The sequence below is a fragment of the Pseudomonas sp. P5_B2 genome (assembly GCF_056400445.1).
In genome coordinates this window covers 1-7131 of sequence record NZ_JBFULH010000211.1, presented here as the reverse complement: position 1 = coordinate 7131, position 7131 = coordinate 1, and the positions used below count along the sequence as shown (strand labels likewise).

Genomic DNA, 7131 nt, shown 5'->3' with positions numbered 1-7131 from the left:
CGTGGGCGGCATTCTACCCGGTTTTGCGGCCGACGTTCGCTGGCCGGCCCGATGGTGGAAGAAAATACGCTGGAAGCTTGATTCTCCTGGGGGGCGGCCCCGCGGATCCCGCCACTCGTCAGCCCGACAAGGGGGATTTGTCACGTGCCAGCCCATTCAGGCGCGGGTTATATTTACCCGCGTTCTTATTTAAAACAGCGGGTTAGAGACCTATTTCAGATAATCATCCGAGATAAATACCAGCCCTGCGCTGGTTATTTTGAGGGGATATTAGCCAAGCAATTGTCAAGTATTTCCTGTACGATGCCTGGCCAAGTTAATTTTCTACAGGTTAATGGCCGCCATGCGTGTAAAAGCATCCAACAGCAAAGCAAAGCCAGCTCCAGCCGTTGAAACCAGCGAATCGATCAACAACCAGATCGCTGCGTTCCTCAAGTCCGGTGGTGAAATCCAGCAAATTGCCAAAGGCGTCAGCGGCCAGACGTTCGGCCCGTCCAAGCAGATCACCTTGGGCAAGAAGTAACATCCCCCAAAGATCCGCCGCGTCAACTGGTCCCTAAGCGCTTTGAGCTTCGAAGCGCTTGGACTGGAACCCTTCTGCAACACCCCGAAAAAATATCAATAATTCAAAAATCGACGAACGGCCCTCGATGCCGAGCATTCGCCGGTATGCTTGCACACGTCTAGAACAAGCGTTTCCGCAGGTTTTCAGTTCCTGCTCCTCGCTGTCAATGGAGTGACGCATGCTCAAACCCTTTCTCATAGTGCTCTGTACGTTGCTGGCATCTCCGCTGGCCAACGCGCAAATCTTCCAGCGTGAACTGGGCGACTTCGACCTCAAGCTCGGCACTACTCCCAGTCGCAGCATGGCCCAAGGGCTGGTCAAGCCTTCCAGTACCGGTTCATTCCATGGCGGCCTCGACTTGACCCACGACAGCGGCTTCTACGTGGGCCAATGGGCTCCGAGCATGGGATTGAGTCCGGGCAGGAACCTTGAAGTGGATTCCTACGTGGGGTTTAAACAGCCCTTCGATCAAACCCTCGGGTACGAAGTAGGCATGATCCACTACAGCTATCCAAAAGTGGACACCCTCAACAGCCAGGAACTCTTCGGCGGCCTGACCTTGCTCGGCAGCCGCTTTGGCGCCGCCTTCAGCAACGACCCGGACAAACTCAACCGGACACTCTTTGCCGATCTCGGTGGCAATCAACCGTTCGGCATCGGGATCAGCATGAAGTACACCACCCATCAACTCTATACTCCGGTATCGGTAGAGGATGGGTATATCGGCAGTTTTACTGATTGGTCGGTGCAACTTTCCCGGCCGTTCATGGGCATCGATCTGGACCTGATCTACAGTGATTCAAGTCTCAGTGGCAACAACTGCTCGGCCTATTCCGGGCACAACAGCCAATGCGACGGGCTGGTCACCCTCAAGGCTGAACACACGTTTTATTGAACAGCTGAACTGCCAGGTTCATCCTGCGTTCACATGAGAACCTACGCTAAGCAAGGATCTGCCCATGTCGCGCTGGCTAATTCGTTTCGCAGCTCTGCTCATCCTGAGCCTCGCCATCGGCGCGTGCAGCCGAGTGGGCCTGGCCTACCGCAACCTCGACGTGATCATTCCATGGACGCTCAACGACTATCTGGACATGAGCGGCGAACAAAAAGGCTGGTTCAACGAACGTCTCAAGGAACACCTGGACTGGCATTGCACCACGCAATTGCCGGTCTATCTGGATTGGCTCAACCGCTTGCAAACCATGGTCGAAACCAACCAGGTGACCGACGCCGAGTTGCAAGCCCGGACGAAGGAAGCCAAAGCCGCCATCGCCCAGACCGCACGGGAAATCACCCCGTCGGCCGTCGAGTTGTTACAGGGGCTGGATGACAAGCAAGTCGCGGAAATGAATGACGCCTTCGCCAAGGACCTGCGCAAACGGCAGGATGAATACCTGAAACCGTCCCTCGATCAGCAGATCAAACAGCGTGCCGAACGCATGGATAAACGTCTGGTTGACTGGATGGGCCCGCTGAGCCCCACCCAGCAACAACGGGTGATCACCTGGTCAAAAGCCTTGGGTGATCAGAACACGCAATGGATCGCAAACCGCGCGCACTGGCAGACGCAATTCAGTGCGGCCGTCGCCCAGCGCCATAGTCAGGATTTCCCAAAGCGAATCGAGACACTTCTGGTCAATCGCGAGAGTTTGTGGACACCGGCCTATCGCCAGGCCTACGCCAACACCGAAGCCCAGGCTCGCGGGTTGATCGTGGATTTGATGGCCGAGAGTACGCCCGCACAGCGTCAGCAGTTGTTAAAGAAAATCGAAGGGGTACGTAAAGACTTCAACGATCTGAAGTGCCGGAAGGCAGCCAAATAAAACCAAGCCACACTCATCTCCCCTGTGGGAGCGAGCCTGCTCGCGATTGCGGTACACCAGTTACATCATAGTTAACTGATACACCGCAATCGCCGGCAAGCCAGTCTCACTCCCACAATGTTATGCGCGATGCTCAGGCAATCTGCGCTCTCGACGCAACTTCATCGAACGTCACTTCATCCAGTGCATCCTCCTGCTCATCCAACACCTGCCGCGGATGGTCGTTGCCAGGAATGCTGCTGTCGATCAGGCTCAATAAACTGGAGCCGCGCAACGTCAAAATGTAATTCGAGCCAGTTCCACCCTGCTCCTCTGGCCGAGGCTCAATGTAGCCACGCTGCAGCAGTAACTTTTCGTACTCACCGGCCACTGCTTTCAAATGATCCAGGTTTTCCGTCTGCTCACCTTCCGCTGTTTTTTCCGCCACGTACTGCTCGGCATAAGGCCTTGGCGTGAAGCTGCTGGCACCGTTTTGCACCTCGTGCAGCAAGCGTTCAATCAAATCCCAGTTATAAGTCGTCATCCTGATTCAACCTCCAGACCACGTGATTGAGAGGGCCCTCTCAGGTTGTGACCGAAACCGGGCGCAGCCGTTCAGCCGTGGTTTTGGACAGCACCGACCGGCGGTATGTCGAATCCGGCGCAGGCCAAACGACTAGGCTGTGTAAGACACCTCCCAGCTTCCCGCAGGAGCAATGCCAATGAACATTCAGAATCATCCCGTGGTGTCCCGCGAAGAATGGCTCGCCGCTCGCAAACAACATCTAGCCCACGAAAAAGCCTTCACCAAGGAGCGAGACAACCTCAGCGCCGAACGCCGCGCCCTGCCTTGGGTGAAAATCGACAAGGACTACCACTTTCAAGGCCCCCACGGCGAACTGAAACTCGCCGACCTGTTTGGTGGCCGCAGTCAATTGGTCCTCTACCACTTCATGTTTGCCGCCGGATGGAACGAAGGCTGCCCCGGCTGCTCGTTCCTCTCTGACCACATCGACGGCGCCAACCAACACTTGGCGAACCATGACATCGCCGTCGTGGCGGTTTCCCACGCACCGTTCGCCGAATTCCAGGACTTCAAGCGGCGCATGGGCTGGAAGTTCGACTGGTTTTCGTCAGAAGGCTGCGACTTCAACTACGACTTTGGCGTCACTGYCCGAGCCGAAGACATCGCCGCGGGAAAAGCCACTTACAACTACGAAAAAACCGACGGCGCCGAAGAAGAACTCCCCGGCCTCAGCGTGTTTTATCGCAACGAAGCTGGCGACATCTTCCACACCTATTCCACCTATGCACGAGGCCTGGACATGCTGGTCGGCGCCTACAACTACCTCGACCTCACGCCCAAGGGCCGCAATGAAGAGGAAATCATGGAATGGGTAAGGCATCACGATCGTTATGAAGAGAAAGCTGCGGCCAGTTGCTGCCATGGGGGCTAGAACACAACACCGAGTCGTGGCTATCGCGAGCAGGCTCACTCCCACATTGGATTGGCGTACTCCACCAATCCCATGTGGGAGCGAGCCGGCTCAGGGCGGCGTTCCGACGATGAGGCCAGTCCAGCCACTCAGCAACCCCAGCGAACCAGACCACAAGGCCCCAGACAATGAACGTCACCCTGAAAACCCTTCCCCCAGCCCGAGTCGCCTACCTGCGCTACACCGGCCCCTACGGCCCGGAAATTGGCACCTTCTGGCGTGAAACCGTCGCCCCATGGATGATCGAAAACAACCTGCTCAACCGCGTGCGCTACGGCATCGGCCACGACGACCCGAGCACCACACCACCGCAATACTGCCGCTACGACGCCTGCGTAGAAGTGCCCACCGACTTCGAACCGAAATACCCATTCGCCGTCACCAATCTGCCAGGCGGCCGCTACGCCGTCGCCCACTTCAAAGGCCCGGCCAGTGAAATCCCGGCGGCATGGGGTGAGTTGTGCGGACAGTGGATGCCGGAAAGTGGATTGGCCTACGATCAGCGTCCGGGGTTCGAACGGTATCCGCTGGACGCTTTCTACGATGAGAACACCGGCGTGATGGAAATGGACATGTGCATCGCGGTGAAAGACCAGTACATGTTCGATCCCTCGAAACGGTAGTCGACGGCAAAATAGTGATGGCGATATAAAGATCCATCTTCTTGGCGCCAAATATTGGATCCACTCCAATGGGTACGCGACGAACGGTAGCGATGGAATCAGACGCTTCCGACTGGAGTACCGGAAATTTCCTAAAGCAATCGAAAATCGGTTGTCCGGGCGCAGGGGATTTCCGAAAACGTATTTCCCCAACAAATGCAGCCGTATGAACTTTCCGAATCTCGAAGCCTCAACCGTTTAACCGCGAACATGGAATCCGAGGCCTCCCATGAAAACCCTGCTGAAAATCACCCTCGCCGCCACCCTCGCCTGCGCCCTCCCCGTGTGGGCCTGCACCCCCGAGGAAGCCACCGCCAGGCGTGAGCAACTGGCTCAGGAAGTGGCCAAGCTCACTGAGCAGAATCCGGCCAAAGCCAAAGAGATCAACGCTGAGTTGCAGAAGATGGATCTGGGCACGGCCAGCAAGGACTTGCCGGACAAGTGCCAGCTGATCGATCAGCGATTGAAAGAGTTGCAGACGGCGGATAAGAAAACCGAGAGCTGATCGACTCAGAAATCCCGCGCATAAAAAAACCGGACATCAGTCCGGTTTTTTGGGTCACGACAACGGCTTATTCAGCAGCCGGCGCTTCCGGCTTGCGGCGCTTGAGCGGCGCCATGCCGTCTTTGCTGACCAGCGACAGAGCGTCGGTCTTCGGGCGGTTAGCGATTTTGCGTTTGGTCGGTGCCTTGGCGCCGGTTTTCTTCTTGTCGCCTTTGGCGTCGACCTTTTTCTTCTTCACGCCGACAGCTTTACCCGAGGCCTTGACCTTTTTCGGTCCGCCGTAGGTGCCTTTGACTTCCTTGATGGTACGGCGCTCGAAGCTCTGCTTGAGGTAGCGCTCGATGCTCGACATCAGGTTCCAGTCGCCGTGACAGATCAGCGAGATGGCCAGGCCTTCGTTGCCGGCACGGCCGGTGCGACCGATACGGTGAACGTATTCGTCGCCGCTGCGCGGCATGTCGAAGTTGATCACCAGGTCCAGGCCATCCACGTCCAGGCCGCGCGCGGCAACGTCGGTGGCGACGAGGATTTTGACGCCGCCCTGCTTCAGGCGGTCGATGGCCAGCTTGCGGTCTTTCTGGTCTTTGTCGCCGTGCAGCACGAACGCTTTGTATTCCTGCGCCACCAGACGACCGTAGATGCGGTCGGCCATGGCCCGGGTGTTGGTGAACACGATGGCCTTCTGATAGGTCTCGTTGGCCAGCAACCAGTTGAGGACCTGCTCTTTATGCACGTTGTGGTCAGCGGTGATGATCTGCTGACGGGTGGTCGCGTTCAGGTCGCTGACGTTGTTGACCTGCAGGTGCTCAGGGTTGTTCAACACCTTGGCCACCATGTCGCGCAGACCCGAACCACCGGTGGTGGCGGAGAACAGCATGGTCTGCTGGCGATTGGTGCACTCGGCCACAAGACGCTGCACGTCATCGGCAAAGCCCATGTCGAGCATGCGGTCGGCTTCGTCGAGCACCAAAACTTCAACTTCTTTCAAGTCGAGGTTGCCGGCGTTCAGTTGCTCGATCATCCGGCCCGGCGTACCGATCAGGATGTCCGGCACCTTGCGCAGCATGGCGGCCTGGACCTTGAAGTCTTCACCGCCGGTGATCAGGCCGGATTTGATGAAAGTGAACTGCGCAAAGCGCTCGACTTCCTTGATGGTCTGCTGAGCCAGCTCGCGGGTTGGCAGCAGGATCAGGGTCTTGATGCTGACGCGGACTTTCGCCGGGCCGATCAGACGGTGAAGGATCGGCAAAACGAAAGCAGCGGTTTTGCCGCTACCGGTTTGCGCTGTCACCCGCAGGTCACGCCCTTGGAGCGCCAGCGGAATAGCCGCTGCTTGCACTGGCGTTGGCTCGACAAATTTAAGCTCGGCMACGGCTTTGAGCAGGCGTTCGTGCAGGGCGAATTGGGAAAACACGGGTGCTACCTCGAAGAAATACAAAAAAACAGCTGCATAGGGTAACGGTTTCGAGCGCTCAGGCCGAGTTTCTTTACGAAAACGACGATAAACAGTGGCTTTTTGTTGCCTGATTTGTCTTCAAACGTCATCCAAACCGACTTAAATGCTCTAATCGACCGATCGCGTCCTACAGGAGAATCGTTTTAGCCCATGGATATCAAACAGCTCTGGCTCAACGTCCAAGACCTTTGGGGCACCCTCGATCAGCACCCGCTCGTGCATTCAAGCCTGGCGCTGATGCTGTTGCTGGTGATTGCGCTGGTCCTCGGACGAGTGGCGCGTTACCTCATTCTTCACGCCACCAAAATGCTCGGCCGCCAACCAGCCCTGCACTGGATCAACGACTTTCGCCATAACAAGGTCTTTCATCGCCTGGCGCAGATGACGCCGTCACTGGTGATCCAGTTCGGCCTGCATATGGTGCCGGAGCTGAGCAAGACCAGTCTGAACTTTCTCGGAAACGTGGCGCTGGCATTCACCATTCTGTTCCTGCTGCTGGCGATCAGCGCCTTGCTCAGCGCCTTGCTGGACATCTACGCACGCACCGAACACGCCCGCACCCGCTCGATCAAAGGCTACGTGCAACTAACGAAAATGGTCTTGTACGTGCTGGGTGCGATCATCATCGTCGCCACCCTGATCGAC

Annotated in this window: 8 protein-coding genes and 1 pseudogene; 7 read left to right on the top strand and 2 right to left on the bottom strand. The window is 57.0% G+C overall.

Translation table 11 applies throughout. From position 1 onward, the window contains the following. Positions 1 to 334: 334 nt before the first annotated feature. The 3 genes from AC1DRJ_RS16155 (at position 335) to AC1DRJ_RS16145 (ending at position 2388) form a co-directional block, all read left to right on the top strand. A complete protein-coding gene (locus AC1DRJ_RS16155) occupies positions 335 to 523 on the top strand; it encodes a hypothetical protein (RefSeq protein WP_017337097.1) in 189 nt (62 codons plus the stop codon). A 220-nt stretch (positions 524 to 743) separates the two neighbouring features. Then, positions 744 to 1460 (top strand): TorF family putative porin, encoded by a 717-nt coding sequence (locus AC1DRJ_RS16150; protein ID WP_477803042.1) that lies wholly within the window; start codon positions 744 to 746, stop codon positions 1458 to 1460. A gap of 64 nt (positions 1461 to 1524) precedes the next feature. Continuing rightward, positions 1525 to 2388 carry a DUF6279 family lipoprotein gene (locus AC1DRJ_RS16145; RefSeq protein ID WP_477803041.1) on the top strand — a complete coding sequence of 288 codons (864 nt, stop codon included), beginning with the start codon at positions 1525 to 1527 and terminating at the stop codon, positions 2386 to 2388. A gap of 133 nt (positions 2389 to 2521) precedes the next feature. Here AC1DRJ_RS16145 and AC1DRJ_RS16140 read toward each other — a convergent pair whose 3' ends face one another. Continuing rightward, positions 2522 to 2911 (bottom strand): hypothetical protein, encoded by a 390-nt coding sequence (locus AC1DRJ_RS16140; RefSeq protein ID WP_007946010.1) that lies wholly within the window; start codon positions 2909 to 2911, stop codon positions 2522 to 2524. A gap of 178 nt (positions 2912 to 3089) precedes the next feature. Here AC1DRJ_RS16140 and AC1DRJ_RS16135 point away from each other — a divergent pair, with 178 nt between their 5' ends. From AC1DRJ_RS16135 to AC1DRJ_RS16125, 3 genes are all read left to right on the top strand, one after another. Then, entirely contained in the window at positions 3090 to 3824 is a 735-nt protein-coding gene (locus AC1DRJ_RS16135; RefSeq protein WP_477803040.1) for a DUF899 domain-containing protein, read from the top strand. Between the two features lie 167 nt (positions 3825 to 3991). After that, entirely contained in the window at positions 3992 to 4486 is a 495-nt protein-coding gene (locus AC1DRJ_RS16130) for an AraC family transcriptional regulator (RefSeq protein WP_477803039.1), read from the top strand. 268 nt (positions 4487 to 4754) lie between these two features. After that, positions 4755 to 5030 (top strand): hypothetical protein, encoded by a 276-nt coding sequence (locus AC1DRJ_RS16125; RefSeq protein ID WP_477803038.1) that lies wholly within the window; start codon positions 4755 to 4757, stop codon positions 5028 to 5030. A 67-nt stretch (positions 5031 to 5097) separates the two neighbouring features. Here AC1DRJ_RS16125 and AC1DRJ_RS16120 read toward each other — a convergent pair whose 3' ends face one another. Further along, the gene (locus AC1DRJ_RS16120) at positions 5098 to 6444 is read right to left on the bottom strand and encodes a DEAD/DEAH box helicase (protein ID WP_477803037.1); all 1347 of its coding nucleotides are present in this window, start codon (positions 6442 to 6444) and stop codon (positions 5098 to 5100) included. Positions 6445 to 6636: 192 nt separating this feature from the next. Here AC1DRJ_RS16120 and AC1DRJ_RS16115 point away from each other — a divergent pair. After that, positions 6637 to 7131, top strand: a pseudogene (locus AC1DRJ_RS16115) (mechanosensitive ion channel family protein); the annotation flags it as partial.